Source organism: Bradyrhizobium sp. LTSP849 (assembly GCF_000938255.1).
Taxonomy (GTDB): domain Bacteria; phylum Pseudomonadota; class Alphaproteobacteria; order Rhizobiales; family Xanthobacteraceae; genus Bradyrhizobium.
Window position 1 is genome coordinate 111,585 of sequence record NZ_JYMR01000031.1, and the last position, 14,612, is coordinate 126,196.

General features: G+C 63.3%; 10 protein-coding genes. 7 read left to right on the forward strand and 3 right to left on the reverse strand.

Annotated elements, in window-relative coordinates; all coding sequences use genetic code 11:
- Positions 1-13: 13 nt before the first annotated feature.
- The gene (locus UB31_RS20530) at positions 14-1,300 is read right to left on the reverse strand and encodes an NAD(P)/FAD-dependent oxidoreductase (protein WP_082078569.1); all 1,287 of its coding nucleotides are present in this window, start codon (positions 1,298-1,300) and stop codon (positions 14-16) included.
- Between the two features lie 27 nt (positions 1,301-1,327).
- On the opposite strand from UB31_RS20530, the gene UB31_RS20535 reads away from it, so the two are divergent.
- Positions 1,328-2,245 (forward strand): transporter substrate-binding domain-containing protein, encoded by a 918-nt coding sequence (locus UB31_RS20535; RefSeq protein ID WP_082078570.1) that lies wholly within the window; start codon positions 1,328-1,330, stop codon positions 2,243-2,245.
- 102 nt (positions 2,246-2,347) lie between these two features.
- A complete protein-coding gene (locus tag UB31_RS20540; protein WP_245305529.1) occupies positions 2,348-3,118 on the forward strand; it encodes a GntR family transcriptional regulator in 771 nt (256 codons plus the stop codon).
- A gap of 12 nt (positions 3,119-3,130) precedes the next feature.
- Here the strand turns inward: UB31_RS20540 and UB31_RS20545 are convergent, their stop codons facing one another.
- Positions 3,131-4,297, reverse strand: a complete 1,167-nt coding sequence (locus tag UB31_RS20545; RefSeq protein WP_045006183.1) for an ABC transporter substrate-binding protein — start codon at positions 4,295-4,297, stop codon at positions 3,131-3,133.
- A gap of 327 nt (positions 4,298-4,624) precedes the next feature.
- Between UB31_RS20545 and UB31_RS20550 the strand changes: the two genes are divergently transcribed.
- From UB31_RS20550 to UB31_RS20565, 4 genes are all read left to right on the forward strand, one after another.
- Positions 4,625-7,015 carry a bifunctional diguanylate cyclase/phosphodiesterase gene (locus UB31_RS20550; protein WP_045006287.1) on the forward strand — a complete coding sequence of 797 codons (2,391 nt, stop codon included), beginning with the start codon at positions 4,625-4,627 and terminating at the stop codon, positions 7,013-7,015.
- A 99-nt stretch (positions 7,016-7,114) separates the two neighbouring features.
- The gene (locus UB31_RS20555) at positions 7,115-8,416 is read left to right on the forward strand and encodes an MFS transporter (protein WP_045012202.1); all 1,302 of its coding nucleotides are present in this window, start codon (positions 7,115-7,117) and stop codon (positions 8,414-8,416) included.
- A 157-nt stretch (positions 8,417-8,573) separates the two neighbouring features.
- Positions 8,574-11,159 (forward strand): EAL domain-containing protein, encoded by a 2,586-nt coding sequence (locus UB31_RS20560; RefSeq protein ID WP_045012255.1) that lies wholly within the window; start codon positions 8,574-8,576, stop codon positions 11,157-11,159.
- A 49-nt stretch (positions 11,160-11,208) separates the two neighbouring features.
- Positions 11,209-12,582, forward strand: coding sequence for an HD-GYP domain-containing protein (locus tag UB31_RS20565; protein ID WP_082078577.1), 1,374 nt, complete (start codon positions 11,209-11,211; stop codon positions 12,580-12,582).
- Positions 12,583-12,618: 36 nt separating this feature from the next.
- Here the strand turns inward: UB31_RS20565 and UB31_RS20570 are convergent, their stop codons facing one another.
- Complete coding sequence (locus tag UB31_RS20570) at positions 12,619-13,230, reverse strand: TetR/AcrR family transcriptional regulator (protein ID WP_045012203.1); 612 nt, start codon at positions 13,228-13,230, stop codon at positions 12,619-12,621.
- A gap of 143 nt (positions 13,231-13,373) precedes the next feature.
- Between UB31_RS20570 and UB31_RS20575 the strand changes: the two genes are divergently transcribed.
- Complete coding sequence (locus UB31_RS20575) at positions 13,374-14,603, forward strand: cytochrome P450 (RefSeq protein WP_045012204.1); 1,230 nt, start codon at positions 13,374-13,376, stop codon at positions 14,601-14,603.
- Positions 14,604-14,612 lie beyond the last annotated feature (9 nt).

Genomic DNA, 14,612 nt, shown 5'->3' on the forward strand with positions numbered 1-14,612 from the left:
GCTGTGGTCAACCCTAGATGATGCCTTGTTCGCGATAAGGCGCGCCGTCCAATACCCTTTGCCATCCGAAGCGGCTGAGGTCGATGGTTTGGTAACTGCCGTCCAAGATCAATTCGGCCATGGCGCGACCGCAGCCGGGTGCGTGCATGAGGCCGTGGCCGGAGAATCCGGCGACCATGTAGAAGTTCGGCATGCCGTCGCTCCATGGCCCGATGATCACATTGCCATCGAGCTCGTTCTGATCGTAGAGCCCCGGCATCACGTTCTTTTCCTTTGTTCGTTCAAAGGCTGGAAAGCGATGCGCAAGCGCCGGCCAAACGATCCGTTCGAAATAGTCGTGCTCGATCTCGAAGTTGAATCCGCGCGGCTCCCGGATGTCCGGGACACCGCCGGAATATCCCTTGCCCTCTGGACGGAACGCCAATCGCTGCGTGTCCTTCAGATAGGGCAGTGGCTCTATCGGTTGTTCGCATTCAAAATAGTGCTCGTAGCGTCGCATTGGCTCGATCGGCACCCGCATGCCGACCATCGCACTGATCTCCTTTGCCCAGGCGCCGGCCGCATTCACCACGTGATCGGTCGAGATGGTCGCGCCCGACCGTAACGTCACGTTTCGCACGCGTCCATGCTGCGCCTCGAGTCCGACGACCTCGTCGTCCAGGAAGGTTGCTCCGACGGCGATCGCCTTTCGGCGCAGTCCCCGTAGCACGCTCCAGGGATCCAGCCAGCCGTCGTCGGGCGAATAGGCTGCGGCGGCAAGATCGCTCACATTCATGGACGGAAACTTCGCCTTCAGGTCCTTCCGGTCGAGCCAGACGACGTTCACGCCGTGCTCCTGCTGCACGCGAAAGTTCCCTTCCAGCGCGGCCCGCTCGGACTCCGACACGATGAAGAGATAGCCGTTCTTCTTGAAGTCGATGCGGGCGGCCTCGCCATCCACGGCCATCTCGGTCTCGAACCGCTCGAAGAAAGGAATGCTGAAATTGGAGAGCGCGATGTTTTCGGGCAGCGCGAAGAGCCGGCGAACGCCACCGGACGCGCGCGGCGTCGAGGCCTGCTGATAGCTCTTGTCCCTCTCGATGACGGCCACCGAGCAGGCCTTCCTATGGGTCCTCAGAAAATAGGCAACGCTCGCTCCGACTGCCCCTCCGCCGACCACAACGACATCGTAATGCACGTGATTTTCTCCTGTTGCGGCACGGGATTCTGGGTGCGGGAAGTCGATTACCTTGGATCCATTGCTCGCTAGATTGTATAAAATAATTTGACTTGGTATGCAATATGTGACGATCGTATGCATCTAAATCGTGACGACGGGGAGCTTTGCATGTGGAATCGCGCAGCCAAAATTCTGATTTTATTGATTTTTTCGCTCTGTGTTCCGCCTACGCTGGCGCACGCGCAAGTCAAGTCTGACACGCTGGATCGGATCGCAAGCTCCGGTGTTCTCACCATCGGGCATCGCGATACTTCGATCCCGTTCTCCTATCTGGACGACGCCCAACACATCGTCGGATTCACGATCGACCTTTGCTCTCGCGTCGTCGAGCAAATCAAGATTGCAGCCAAGCGCCCCGATCTCCAGGTCAAGTTCTTGCCGGTGACGTCGGCCACCCGGATTCCGTTGCTCGCCAACGGGACCATCGACATCGAGTGCGGATCCACGACCAACACCAAGGAACGGCAGACGCAGGTCGCATTTTCATCGACCACCTACCTGACCACCAGCAACTTCGTGTCGAAAAAATCGGCTGGTCTCCACGGCTTCGACGACTTCAAGGGCCGGACAGTCGTCTCGACCGCCGGCACCACCAGCCTGCGCCTGCTCAATGAGCTCAACAGCCGCAAGAATCTCGGCATGTCGATCATCTCGGCAAAGGACCATGCAGAGGCGTTCCTGATGGTTGCGACCGATCGGGCCGCTGCATTCGTCATGGACGACGTGTTGCTTGCCGGACTGGTGGCGAACTCGCAGGATCCATCCATGTATGAGATATCCAAGGAGTTTCTGTCCATCGAGCCTTACGCAATCATGGTTCGGCGCGAGGATGCGGGCTTCAAGCAAGTTGTGGACGCCGCGCTCGGCGCGGCCTTCAGCTCCGGGGATTTCGAGCGGACCTATCGGAAGTGGTTCGAAACGCCGATCCCGCCACGGAATATCAATCTCAGTCTCCCGATGAGCGCAGCCCTCAAGAACGCAGTTCAGCATCCGACCGATTCGGCGGATCCCGCCACGTACCAATAGGGAATTGGAGCAGGACTGCTTCGTTCGTGCGAACGCTCCATTGCACGGCTCGCGGGGCAGCCCTATACGGGTTAGATCGCTATCGCACGACCGGCGTTCCCAATGATGAAGACTGCGCTATCGACAAAGAAGCCACAGGCACGGGGTGCCCGGTCTGCAAAGCGGGCCGCGCCTGGCGGCATGGTCAATCCTGCGAGCGTCGCAAAGCCATCTGCTCCGGACCTGGTGAGGGATGGATTGCGGAAAGCAATCCTGAGTGGAGATCTCGTCGCGGGCACACAGCTCCGCCAGGACGAACTCGCCAATCGTTTCGGGACAAGCCGCATTCCGGTACGTGAAGCGCTGAGACAATTGGAGAGCGAAGGTCTCGTCGAGCTGCATCCAAATAGAGGGGCATCGGTATCGTCCATCTCGCTGGAGGACGTGCTGGAACTGCTGGAAATCCGGATTGGCCTGGAATGTCGCGCGCTCAAGCTCGCCATCCCCAACATGGTCAGCGCGGATTTCGATCTCGCAGCGGAGATACTGCAAGGCTATGACGATGAGCCGGAACCGCAAAAGTGGGGTGAGATGAATTGGCGCTTCCACGAAACGCTGTACGTTCCCTGCGGCCGGCCGAAACTTCTTGCGATGATCGAATCGAACTACGGGCATGTTGGACGCTTCGTCCGACTGCAAGTCTCACTGGCATCTGGCAAGCAGCAACCGAACCGGGAGCATTGGGCCATCCTCGACGCCTGTCGCTCCGCAGACCTCAACCAAGCGGTCAAATTGCTTGAGGATCATATCCTCCACACTCAGAAGTCGCTTTTGGCAGCGATGCGCAGAACGTCTGGTCGCGGCCTTTCGATCGCAGGACAGGCGCGTGTTTGAGATCGCTACGCCCTAAAGCCGGTCAACCGCCTTGAACGTCCCGTCCTTCTGGATCACCGTCAAGAACACCTTTGGTGGCGTCTCGACTGCGCGGATGCCGACCGTGATGACGCTGCCGCTGATGTCGAAGCGGCCGACGTCGTTGATGACCCGCATCAGGTCGGCCCGCGTCGGGTTCGGTCCGAGATTTTCCAGCGCGGCGGCGACAAGGCGGCCGGAGAGATAGCCTTCGAGCGAGACGAAGTCCGGCGTCAGCGTCGGGTCGAATGCCTTCTGCGCCGCCTGATAGTCGGCGACGAGCTTGAGCGAGCGATCCCAGGGAAACGGCACGACTTGCGAGACGATGACGCCTTCGCCCTCCGGGCCGAGTTCTCTGGCGAGTGCATTGGCGCCGACGAAGGAGATGTTGACAAAAGTCGGTGAGAGGCCGCTGCGGCGTACGAGCTTGATGAATTCGGCGCAGGGACCGTAGGTCCCGACCATGACGATCGCCTCGGGCTCGGCCCGCTTGATCATCCGCCATGCCGAGCCGACCGCGCGCGTGTTGCGCTCGAAGGTGCCTTCGGCGGCGAGCTCGAGGCCGCGTTTGGCAAGCGCATTCTTCACGCCGGCAAGGCCGTCACGGCCGAAGGAATCGTCCTGATAGAAGATGCCGATGCGGGTGAAGTGGCGATCTTCCGTGAGGTGCTTGATCCAGGCCTCGGCCTCCGCGCCATAGCTCGCGCGAATGTTGACGACGTTCGGAATCTCGAGGTCGCGCAAGAATTCGGCGCCGCTGAGCGGTCCGATGAAGGGCACGTTCCGGGCGCTGGTGATCGAAATGGTCGCCATCGCAGTCGGCGTGCCCACCGCGCCGATCAGCGCGAACACCTTGTCGTCCTCAATCAGTCGCAGCGTCTGCGCCACCGAATGGTCGGGATCGTAGCCGTCGTCGCGGCTGATCAGTTGCAGCTTGCGGCCATGGACGCCGCCCTTCGCGTTGATCTCGGTGAAGGCCGCGACGATGCCCTGCCGCATGCGCTGCCCGAGCGCGGAGGAGGGGCCCTCGAGCACGGCAGCCTGGCCGAACAGGATCGCATCCGCGCTGACGCCGACCTCCTCGCCGCTCGCCGCGAGCGTGGTCACGGCCAGCAGCGCGAAGCTCATGACGATGCGTGTCGCTGATCGAAACGGTTTCATCAGGAAGTCTTGCCGGATGCAGGAGAAATCCCGGCGAGCATAGCCGTGCGGCCTGAATAGCTCGCTAACCGGTGGCGTACCGGCGCCTCCGTAATACTCCGGGTAAATCCGGCAACTTGCCTGGATAAAGCTCGGTCATGCCTGCAGTTCGTTAACTAAGCCGTGCATTGCGGGAAAGCCGGGTTCCGAAATTGTGCAGTTCTTAACCGCGGTCCTTGTCCGATAGTGGTTCCGGCGGCTCAACCACAGGTTCGGTCCGTCGCACAGATGGGGACGGCGGATTCAGGGATGGGCGATCGCGATCAGAATGATCAGGATCGGAAACGGATGACCGGATGGTGGCGCGTCGCGCCGCTGCTCGGGCTCTATCGTCCTGCGCTCGTCGCAGCCGGTGTCGGTCTCCTGTTCTCGCTGGCGGGTGCAGCCGCAGTGGCGCGCTGGGAAGACCGCGTCAACAGGATCGAATTCGAGAGCGCGGCCGAAACCGAATCCATCGTCATGCAGAACGGCATGAACGAATATATCAGCCGGCTCGTCGCGCTGCGGACCCTGTTCGAATCGATCAACGAGGAAATCACCCGCAGCGAGTTCGAGACTTTCAGCTCCCGGCTGTTCGAGCGTCATCCGGGCATGCTGCGCATCGCCTGGCTGCCGCGCGTCAACCGCAAGGAGCGCGCCGAATACGAGGCCGCCGCGATCGCAGACGGCCTGTCCAGCTATCACATCAAGTCGCTCCAGGGCGACGGATTTGCGGCGGCGCCGCAAAGCGACGAATATTTTCCGGTGTTCTATTCGACCCAGCCGAAGACCTCGTCCGTCTACGGCATGGACTACGCCACCGTTCCGGAACGCCGCGTGGCGCTCGAACGCGCGCGCGACAACGACCGGATCGCCGGCATTCGCGCGCGCCTCTATGAGCCGCGCGAGGGCGGCCGGTTACCCGATGTCTTCGTCGCCGTTCCCGTCTACGCCAAGGGCACCTCGCGCGTGACGGTCGCGGACCGGCGTCGCAATCTCGCCGGCTACGTCGTCGGCGTGTTCGACCTGCCGCTGCTGATGCAGGCCATTCGTGTCACCACGGGAGCCAACCCGGCAATCAGCGTGAATGTCTATCCGCCGTTCACGGCGCGGATCGTCAGCCTCGAGGAGTCGCTGCCGGATTATTCGTCCGCGTCATCATCGCCGCAGTCGATGCGCGACGTCGCGCGGGGCCTGCACTGGTCGGGCCATCTCAAGATCGGGGATACCGATTGGCAGGTGCGGGCGATGCCGACGGCTGGGGGCTCGCTGGAAATGACCTACGACCGTGCGGCCACGGTCCTCATCGTCGGCATGCTGCTGACGCTGTCGCTTGCGACCTATCTGATGCTGGCGAGCCGCAACTCGCGGCGGCTGTCGCTGGCGAACCGGCGCGTGCTGGAGCTCGCCCAGACCGACACCCTGACCGGACTGCCGAACCGCGCCTTCTTTCTCGCCCGGCTTGATGAGCTCAATGGTCAGTTGAAGGACCGCGGCCCGACCTTCTCGATCCTGATGCTCGATCTCGACCGCTTCAAGAACGTCAACGACTCGCTCGGTCACGGCGCCGGCGATGTGCTGCTGCGCCAGGTGGCGTTGCGGCTGAAATCCGCGGTGCGGGCGAGCGACGTGCTGGCGCGGCTCGGCGGCGACGAATTCGCCATCATCCAGGAAGGTTGCGAGGATCAGCGGGTCTGCTCGACCGAACTGGCAGCGCGGATCGCCAAGCTCGTGACTGAGCCGTTCCTTTTGCCCGGGCATCGCGTCGAGATCGGCACCAGCATCGGCATTGCGATCGCGCCGGATCACGGCAGCGACCAGGAGCAGTTGCTCAAGAAAGCCGACTTGGCGCTCTATCGTTCGAAATCGGCGGGCCGTAACTGCTTCACCATCTACGACGAGGCGATGTCGGCCGAGCTCGAGGCGCGCAACACGCTGGAAGGCGATCTGCGCGACGCCATCGCACGGTGCCAGCTGGAGGTGCACTACCAGCCGTTCATGGATGCCATCAGCGGCGCGCGGCGCGGTTTTGAGGCTCTGGTGCGCTGGCGGCATCCGACCCGCGGCCTGATCGCGCCAGACCAGTTCATACCGCTCGCGGAGGAGACCGGGCTGATCGTGCCACTCGGCGAGTTCGTGCTGCGGCAGGCCTGCGCGGACGCCGCCGCGTGGCCCTCGAATTTGATGGTCGCCGTGAACCTGTCGCCGATCCAGTTCAAGGAAGCCGATCTGTTTGATATGATCTGCGCGGCGCTGCGCGATTCCGGGCTGTCGCCGCAACGGCTCGAGATCGAGATCACCGAATCGGTCCTGCTGGAGCGCGGCGCCGAGAACCACGCCTTCATGGAGCGGCTGAAGCACATCGGCATCGAGCTGGCGCTCGACGATTTCGGCACCGGCTATTCGTCGCTCAGCTATCTCACCGCGTTTCCGTTCGACAAGATCAAGATCGACAAATCGTTCATCCGCAACCTCACGCACCAGCCGCGCAGCTCCGCCATCATCTCCTCGATCGTGACGCTGGCACGCGGCCTGGATATGTCGGTCACCGCCGAGGGCGTCGAGACAGCTGAGGAGTTTGAGCGGCTGCAGGCGCTCGGCGTCAATTTCGCGCAAGGTTATCTGTTCGGCCGCCCGCTGCCGGTCGACCAGATCACGTTCGATACGTCCGCTCAGCCTTCGCAACGCGACGCAGCCTGAGCCGACCGCCCAAGAGGCTGTCAAAGCGGCATCCGTGAAAATCGCTTGACCCAGGTCCCCCCAGATGGTCGGAAGAGCCGTCTAGGGATGACATAAAAAATGCGGCTTCCGTTCTTCTACGGCTGGGTCGTGGTCGCGGTGACCTTCGTCACCATGGCCATCGGCGTCAACGCGCGCACCGCGTTCTCACTGTTCTTTCCGCCGATCATCTCCGAATTCGGCTGGGAGCGCGGCGTCACCGCCGGCGCTTTCTCCTTCGGCTTCGTTGTGTCAGGCATCGTCAGCCCGCTGATCGGCCGGCTGATGGATCGCGCCGGTCCGCGCGCGGTGATGGAGCTCGGCGTCCTGCTGATGGGCGGCGGGCTGCTGCTGGCCCCCCTGACCAGCGAACCCTGGCATCTCTATGTCACCATTGGCGTCATGGTCGGCGCCGGCAGTGTCTGTCTCGGCTATTCCGGCCAATCGCAGTTCCTGCCGAACTGGTTCATCCGCAAGCGCGGCTTTGCCATCGGCATTGCCTTTGCCGGCGTCGGCATCGGCTCGGTGACGCTGCTGCCATGGGTGCAGCACATGATCGAGCAGACCGGCTGGCGCACCGCCTGCACCGCGATGGGCCTGATGATCCTGATCGTGCTCGCGCCGATCAATTTGTTCCTGCACAAGCGGCCGGAGGATATCGGCCTTCAGCCGGACGGCGATGCCGCACCTAGCGCAGGCACCGCAAAGCCGGTCTCCAACATCGTCGATCACGCCTGGGTCAACACCGAATGGACGCTCGCCCGTGCGGTTGCGACCGCGCGGTTCTGGTGGATCGCTCTCGGCTATTTCTGCGGCCTGTACATCTGGTACGCGGTGCAGGTGCACCAGACCAAATTCCTGCTCGACATCGGCTTCAGCCCGAGCGTCGCGGTGTGGGCGCTCGGCATCGTCAGCCTGCTCGGCATTCCCGGCCAGATCCTGCTCGGCCATGTCTCCGACCGGATCGGGCGGGAATGGGTCTGGGCCATCAGCTGCGCCGGTTTTGCGATCTGCTTCGCGGCGCTGATCGCGCTGAAGTACCAGCCCTCGTTCTGGCCGGTCTATCTCATGGTGTTCACGCAGGGCGCGCTCGGCTATGGCCTCACCTCGATCATGGGCGCGGTGGTGTTCGAGATTTTTCAGGGCAGGCACCAGGGCAGCATCTTCGGCATGATCATGCTCGCGGCGCTGGCGGGCGGCGCGGCCGGTCCGTGGGTCACCGGCTTCCTCTACGATCGCGCCGGCGACTACACGCTGGCCTTTGTCATCGCCATGGTCATGAGCGGCTTGTCGGCTTTGTCGGTCTGGCGGGCCTCGCCGGGCAAGGTGCGGGCCGTGGCCGGTCGGCTGCATAAGCTCAAACCTGGAACGGCCGCAGAGTAGGTTCCGCGAGCCCCAAAATACCTTCGTCTTTTTCGCCGAATGTTAAGCATGTCGCGTCTTGGCGGGACGCGGCGTGGTGGCAACAACGTCTTGGACACCATCGGAGCCTTAGCTTTGGGCCGAATGCCGCATCTTCCCGATGCATCCGGGTCAAACGATGTCCGCCTCCGATTGCCTTGTGCCAGGAATTCCGGACGTGCTGCGTGCGGCGCTTGAATGCGCCGACGACGGCATTGTCATCGTCGATGGTGCGCACCGCATCACGCATTTCAACGCCGGTGCGGAGCGGATATGGCAGCTCGCGCGCACTGAGGTGCTTGGTCGCGATGCGGAAGTTCTCACGCTCAAATGCCTTCAGGCCGATCCGGTCACGGATTTCCGCGACGAGATCAGCCTCGTGCGTCGTGACGGCAGCCGCATCAGGGCGACAGTCGCGTTGTCTTCCGCGACCATCGATGGCGCGACCCATCACATCGTGTTCGCCCGCGACGTCACCGCCGAGGCCGAGCGGCGCGTCAGGATCGGGTTGCTCAACGCCGTCTCCGACCAGACCAACCGCGTGGTGATCGTCACCGACGTCGAGCAGAACATCCGTTACGTCAATGCCGCCTTCACGGCGCTGTTCGGCTACACCAACGACCAAGCCGAGGGGCGCCGTGCGACGGAGCTCCTTGCCGGTTGCCATACCAACCGCACGGCCATCGCAAAGCTCGTCAAGCGCCTGATGCATGGCGGCCGGCGCGGCGAGGTCGAGGTGCTTGCTTACGACAAGAACGGCGAAGAGATCTGGGTCGCCGCCCGGATCGACGCGTTCCGCGACAAGAAGGGCCGCGTCAAGCACATCTTCGCGCTGCTCGAAGACATCACCGAAACCAGGCAGTTGCGCTCGCTCCAGCAGCTCATCATGGGCGCGCTGGCCGACGAGGTGCCGATCACCGAGATCGCCGATCGGCTGTGCCGCCGCGTCGAGGAGATCGCGCCCGACGTCGTCTGCTCGCTGCTTCACGTCGATTCCGCGGGCCTGGTCCATCCGCTCGGCGGTCCGAGCCTGCCCGAGGATTATTCCCGCGCGCTGGACGGCATCGCGATCGGCCCTGATGTCGGCTCCTGCGGAACCGCAGCCTACTACGGCGAGCCGGTTCTGGCCGAAGATATCGATACCGATCCGCGCTGGCAGCCCTACAAGGCGATGCCGCTCGCAGTCGGCTTGCGCGCCTGCTGGTCGACCCCGATCAAGGCCAAGGACGGCCGCGTCATCGCCACCTTCGCCTTCTATTTCCGCGAGCCGCGCGCGCCGAGCAACTGGCACCGGCGCATCGTCGAGGCCTGCGTCAACCTCGGTGCCTTCGCGATCGAGCGCAAGGAGGCGCGTGCCGAGATCGCGCGGCTTGCCTATCACGACATCCTCACCGGCCTGCCGAACCGCGCGCAATTGCGGCATCTGATCACCACCGCAATCGACGCCTGTCCGACCGGCAGCCATGTCGCGCTCGCTTTCCTCGACGTCGACCATTTCAAGGACGTCAACGACACGCTCGGCCACGCTGCCGGCGACGAGCTGCTGATCCAGCTCGCGCAGCGCTTGCGCGAGCATATCGGGCCTGAGGACATGCTGGGCCGGCTGGGCGGCGACGAATTCGTCGTGCTGCTGCCGTATCGCAACGCCGAGAGTGCCGAGCGCGTTGCTGCCGAGATCACGGAGGCGCTGGCCGCGCCGCTGCGGCTTGGGTCCAGGCAGTTGCAGATGTCGGCGAGCATCGGCATCAGCCTCTATCCCGATCACGCCACCGACATCGACACGCTGATGCAGCAGGCCGATGCCGCCATGTACATGGCCAAGCAGGCCGGCCGCTCCACCCATCGCCTCTTCAGCGCCGAGATGAACGGCCTCACCGAGCAGCGGCTGGCTCTGATCGTCGCCTTGCGACGCGCCATCGCGGAAGGCGCGCTCACGCTCAGCTACCAGCCGCAGATCCGCAGCTGCGACGGTGCCATCCACGGCGTCGAGGCGCTGGCGCGCTGGCACGATGCCGTGCTCGGCGACGTCTCGCCGGCAAAATTCATCCCGCTTGCGGAAGAATGCGGCCTGATCGAGCAGATCGGCCTGTGGTCGGTGCGCGAGGCCTGCCGCCAGATGGCGAGCTGGCGCCGCGCCGGGCTCAACATACCTACCGTCTCGGTGAACTTATCGCCGCTCAATTTCCGCAATGTCACCCTTGCCGTGCGGCTCGCTGACATTCTCGCCGAATACAAGCTGCCGCCGGACGCGCTGATGCTCGAGATCACCGAGGGCACGTTCATGCAGGACGGTGCGACGGCGTTGGAGACCATGCATGCGATCCGCGCGCTCGGCGTCGGGCTTTCAGTCGACGATTTCGGCACCGGCTATTCCAGCCTCAGCCGGCTCGCGCATCTGCCGATCCGCGAGTTGAAGATCGACCGCAGTTTTATGCGCGACATCGACAAGGATACCGGCGCGCTCGCGATCGCCACCGCCGTGGTGCGCGTCGGGCAGGGCTTGGGTATGACCGTCGTCGCCGAAGGCGTCGAGACCGAAGGCCAGCGCAAGATGCTCGCCGAACTCGGCTGCGACGTCGTGCAAGGTTTTCTTTACGCGCCCGCGCTCCCGCCGGTCGCGTTTGAACGCTGGCTGATCGAGCACTGCGCCGAGCAGGCGAGGGCGATGCTGGGGAGGCTCGATCTCAAGCCGGTCGATGCGGTTGCGGTGAAGCGCTCGGCGTAGCTGCCTCACAAGAATGTTCGCCGCCCGAAATAGTCTGAGAGCCCACATGATGAACCCCATGCCGCACGCGCCGAAGCAGCTCGACAGGGTCACACTTTCCGAACTGCTCGGCGCGCTTAGCCACGCGCTCGATCTCTCTGAGGGACAGCCCGCCGGACATTGTGTTCGGTGCAGCCGTATCGGCGTTACGATCGCCAGGGAAATCGGCCTCAGCGAGGACGAAATAGTCGAGCTCTATTACGCGTTGCTGCTGAAAGATCTCGGCTGCAGCAGCAATGCCGCGCGCATCTGCGAGCTGTATCTCACCGACGATCTCTCCTTCAAACAGGACTTCAAGCTTATCGACGGCAGCCTGCCGCAGGCGCTACGCTTTGTGTTGGGCCATACCGGCCTGAAGGCCGGTCTTGCTGAACGGTTTCGCGCAATCGTCAACATCTTCCAGAACGGCGGCCAGATCGCCCGCGAGCTGATCGAGACGCGTTGCCATCGCGGCGCCGACATCGCCCGCAAGATGCGCTTCTCCGAGCCGGTCGCGGAAGGCATCAAAAATCTCGATGAGCATTGGGATGGTGGCGGCAAGCCTCTGGGCCTTCGCGGAACAGACATCCCGATTTATTCCCGCCTGGCGTTGTTGGTCCAGGTGGTCGATGTGTTCTACATCGCGAACGGTCCCGAGGCCGCGCTTCGTGAGATCCGGAATCGATCGGGCACCTGGTTCGATCCGCAGCTGGTGGCTGCCTGCGAGCGCATGGCGGCACAGCCTGCATTCTGGGACGTCATCGGGACTGGGGATGGGCTCGAGGCTCTTCCGCAATTGCCAGCGCAGGCAAGCGTGCCTGTCGATGAGGACTATCTGGATGACATCGCGGCTGCCTTCGCCCAGGTGGTCGATTCCAAGAGCCCCTACACCAGCGGCCACAGCGAGCGCGTCACGCTGTTTACCGACATGATCGCCGAGCAGCTGGAGTTCAGTGCCGAGCAGCGGCGCTGGCTCAAGCGTGCCGCGCTGCTGCATGACATCGGAAAGCTCGGGGTCAGCAACGCAATCCTCGACAAGCCGGACAAGCTTGACGAATCCGAATGGGAGGTCATGCGCATGCACTCCGCGCATTCGGAAGCCATCCTGTCGCGCATCAGCGCATTCAGCGAGCTCGCCCCGATCGCCGGCGCGCATCATGAGCGGCTGGACGGCAAGGGCTATCCCCGCGGCCTCTCGGGAAGCCAGATTTGCCTGGAAACCAGAATCATCACCACCGCAGACATTTTCGATGCGCTGACCGCAGACCGGCCGTATCGCGCCGCGATGCCGATCACGAAAGCGCTCGCGATCATGTCCGGGATGATCGGGAACCAAATCGATCCGGACTGCTTTGCTGCGCTTCGTCGCGCCCTCGGACGCGTCGACGGAGTACTGGCGGCTTAGCGAGCGCGCGAGAGGTCGCGTCGCCGGGCGACACTTCTACTCCGACGCCAACCCCGTCCTCCGCCTCAAATCCGTGATCGCACGCAAAAAACTATCCGCCGGCGTCGTCTCCGGATCGATCAGCCGGTGCAGGCGAAAGCCGTCTTCCAGCGCCAGCACGACGGAAGCCATCCATGGCGGGTTCAGCGTGTCACCCTTGTCATTGCCCTTCAGCGTCGCCTCGATGATGTCGGCGATCAGCTTGCGCCGCGCGCGCAGGCGTTTGGCGAGCTCGGGGCGGCGCTTCTCGGCGCGTGCGACGAAGAGGATCATCTCGATATGCAGCAGCGGCGAGCGGGAGAGCGGGTCCTGCCGCCCGCGATCCATCGATTTCAAGGCGGCGATGAAATCGTCGAGATTTTTGTGCTGCGCGAGGATGTCCATGTTGCGCCGGATCGACTGCTCGACATGGTCCTCGAGCATGGCGATGATCAACTCGTCCTTGCTCTTGAAGTTGGAATAGAACGCGCCGCGGGTGAAGCCGGCCGCCGCCGCGATCGCCTCGATGCTGGCGCCGCCGATGCCGTCCGCCTCGAACACGCGCGCGGCCGCCTCGAACAGCTTGTCACGCGTATCGTCCCTGGTCGGCCTGGTTCTCACCCTTGACATCGCCGCAGGTTAGGGCAGAATGCAACTCGATACAACAATGTATCGAGTTGATAATTACTAAGTTTAAGTCTTGGGGATGGTTACGCCGGGCATCAGGGCTGCCTCGCGTATTCGTGTCATGCGGCAACCGATGTGAGGTCACCATGAACGAGCAAGCGCAACCCGCAGGCGGACCGCTGTTCAATCCGCTGTCGCCGGACTTCATCCGCGATCCCTATCCGCATTATGACCGGCTGCGGACGATCGATCCGATCCATGTGACGCCGTTTGGCCACTTCCTCGCCAGCCGCCATGCCGAGGTCAGCCTCGTGATGCGCGACAAGCGCTTCGGCAAGGACTACGTCGAGCGCTCCAAGCGCCGTTACGGCGAGAAGATCATGGACGAGCCGGTGTTCCGCAGCATGAGCCATTGGATGCTGCAATCCGACCCGCCCGATCATACCCGCCTGCGCGGCCTGGTGGTGAAGGCCTTCACCGCGCGCCGGGTCGAAGACATGCGGCCGCGGATCCAGGAGATCGTCGACCAGGCCATCGATGCCGTGATCGATCGCGGCCACATGGACCTGATCGAGGATTTCGCCTTCCGTCTGCCGGTCACCATCATCTGCGACATGCTCGGCATCCCCGAGGATCATCGCGAGACCTTCTACAACAGCTCGCGCGACGGTGGCCGCCTGCTCGACCCCGTGCCGCTCACGCCGGAGGAGATCGCGAAGGCCAACGCCGGCAACATGATGGCGCAGATGTATTTCCAGCAGCTGTTCGAACTGCGCCGTCGCAGTCCCGGGGATGATCTCATAACCCAGCTGGTGCAGGCCGAGGAAGACGGCAACAAGCTCACCAACGAGGAATTGACCGCCAACATCATCCTGCTGTTCGGCGCCGGCCACGAGACCACCGTCAATCTGATCGGCAACGGTCTCCTTGCACTTCATCGTAACCCAGACCAGCTCGCGCTCTTGAAGGCGCGGCCGGAGCTGATGGTCAACGCGATCGAGGAATTTTTGCGCTACGATTCCTCGGTGCAGATGACCGGCCGCGTCACGCTGGAGGACATCGAGGATCTCGGCGGCAAGAGGATTCCCAAGGGCGAGACCGTGCTGTGCCTGCTCGGCTCGGCCAACCGCGACCCGGCGGTCTATCCTGATCGCCCTGACCGGCTCGACATCACCCGTCCCAACGTCAGGCCGCTGTCGTTCGGCGGCGGCATCCATTTCTGCCTGGGGGCCCAATTGGCGCGCATCGAGGCCGAGATCGCCATCGCGACGCTCTTGCGGCGGCTGCCCGATTTGCGCATCGACGACGTCGAGAACCCGGAATGGCGGTCGACTTTCGTGCTGCGCGGCCTCAAGCACCTGCCGGCGAGCTGGTGATAGCCGTCG

Bases quoted from the DNA above. Each gene is read 5' to 3' on its own strand.
- UB31_RS20530 (WP_082078569.1), bottom strand. From the start codon at position 1,300: ATGCATACGATCGTCACATATTGCATACCAAGTCAAATTATTTTATAC.
- UB31_RS20535 (WP_082078570.1), top strand. From the start codon at position 1,328: ATGTGGAATCGCGCAGCCAAAATTCTGATTTTATTGATTTTTTCGCTC.
- UB31_RS20540 (WP_245305529.1), top strand. From the start codon at position 2,348: ATGATGAAGACTGCGCTATCGACAAAGAAGCCACAGGCACGGGGTGCC.
- UB31_RS20545 (WP_045006183.1), bottom strand. From the start codon at position 4,297: ATGAAACCGTTTCGATCAGCGACACGCATCGTCATGAGCTTCGCGCTG.
- UB31_RS20550 (WP_045006287.1), top strand. From the start codon at position 4,625: ATGACCGGATGGTGGCGCGTCGCGCCGCTGCTCGGGCTCTATCGTCCT.
- UB31_RS20555 (WP_045012202.1), top strand. From the start codon at position 7,115: ATGCGGCTTCCGTTCTTCTACGGCTGGGTCGTGGTCGCGGTGACCTTC.
- UB31_RS20560 (WP_045012255.1), top strand. From the start codon at position 8,574: ATGTCCGCCTCCGATTGCCTTGTGCCAGGAATTCCGGACGTGCTGCGT.
- UB31_RS20565 (WP_082078577.1), top strand. From the start codon at position 11,209: ATGAACCCCATGCCGCACGCGCCGAAGCAGCTCGACAGGGTCACACTT.
- UB31_RS20570 (WP_045012203.1), bottom strand. From the start codon at position 13,230: ATGTCAAGGGTGAGAACCAGGCCGACCAGGGACGATACGCGTGACAAG.
- UB31_RS20575 (WP_045012204.1), top strand. From the start codon at position 13,374: ATGAACGAGCAAGCGCAACCCGCAGGCGGACCGCTGTTCAATCCGCTG.